This window comes from Ruegeria sp. SATB027 (assembly GCF_059613825.1).
Map to the genome: position 1 here is coordinate 1 of NZ_JBXWTH010000038.1, position 1,200 is coordinate 1,200.

The 1,200-nt window shown below is 55.5% G+C and carries 1 pseudogene; it reads left to right on the top strand.

Annotated features, from left to right (window positions below):
• Positions 1-84 precede the first annotated feature (84 nt).
• Positions 85-1,200 (top strand): annotated as a pseudogene (locus AC2FPW_RS10220) (IS3 family transposase); the annotation flags it as partial.

The following is a 1,200-nucleotide window of genomic DNA, read 5'->3' on the forward strand; positions in this document are numbered from 1 at the left end:
TGTCTAACGTCAGCGCTTGTGGGACAGATTTGAGGTTTTCGTAACGGAGGATTTCTGGTTCATCGCAGCCTATATGGAGCGAAGATGAACAAGAAATCCGGAACATCGAAAGACGCGGCTGATAAGCTGGTCAAGAATATTCGCCGCAAAACCCGCCGCCTGCATTCACCTGAAGAGAAGATCAGGATCGTGTTGGCAGGCCTTCGCGGTGAAGAGAGCATTGCCGCGCTGTGCCGCCGCGAAGGGATCAGTGAGAGCCTGTATTACTCTTGGTCAAAGGAATTTCTGGAGGCAGGCAAGCAACGCCTGGCGGGAGATACCGCGCGCCAAGCGACCAGCCCCGAGGTTAAGGAATTGCGATCTGAGTCTGCAGCCTTGAAGGAGGTGGTTGCCGATCTGACCCTGGAGAACCGATTGCTTAAAAAAAGCATGCTCGGGGATGGGGAGTACGAGGAATGAGATATCCTGGTTCAGAGAAGCTTGAAATCATCCGCACGGTAGAGGCCTCACATTTGCCGACACGCCGAACGCTGGAGACGATCGGCATTCCCAGCACGACCTATTACCGCTGGTATGATCTTTGGTCGGAGGGTGGCGTCGATGCGCTGGAAGACACGGCGCCACGCCCACGGTCTGTGTGGAACCGCATCCCGGATGAGGTGCGGGAAGCCTTCATTGAGTTTGCCCTTGAGCATGAGGATCTGACGCCCCGAGAACTGGCGGTGAAATACACCGATGAAGAGCAGTATTTTATCTCGGAATCATCGGCTTACCGCATTCTGAAGGCGGAAGACCTGATCACGGCCCCCCGGCATATCGTGATCAAGGCGGCTAACGAGTTCAAGGATAAGACCATACGTCCAAACGAGCTCTGGCAGACCGACTTCACCTACCTCAAGGTCATCGGCTGGGGCTGGTTCTATCTGTCGACCATCCTGGACGATTACAGCCGCTATATCATCGCCTGGAAACTTTGCACCACGATGAAAGCCCAGGATGTAACCGATACACTGGACCTGGCGTTGGAAGCGTCAGGCTGTGACAACGCGACGGTTGCTGTCAAGCCAAGGCTGCTGAGTGACAACGGCTCGTCCTATGTCGCCGGGGATTTGGCGAAATACTTGGAGGGCAAGGACATGGATCACGTGCGTGGCGCGCCTCACCATCCTCAGACCCAGGGTAAGATCGAACGTTGGCACC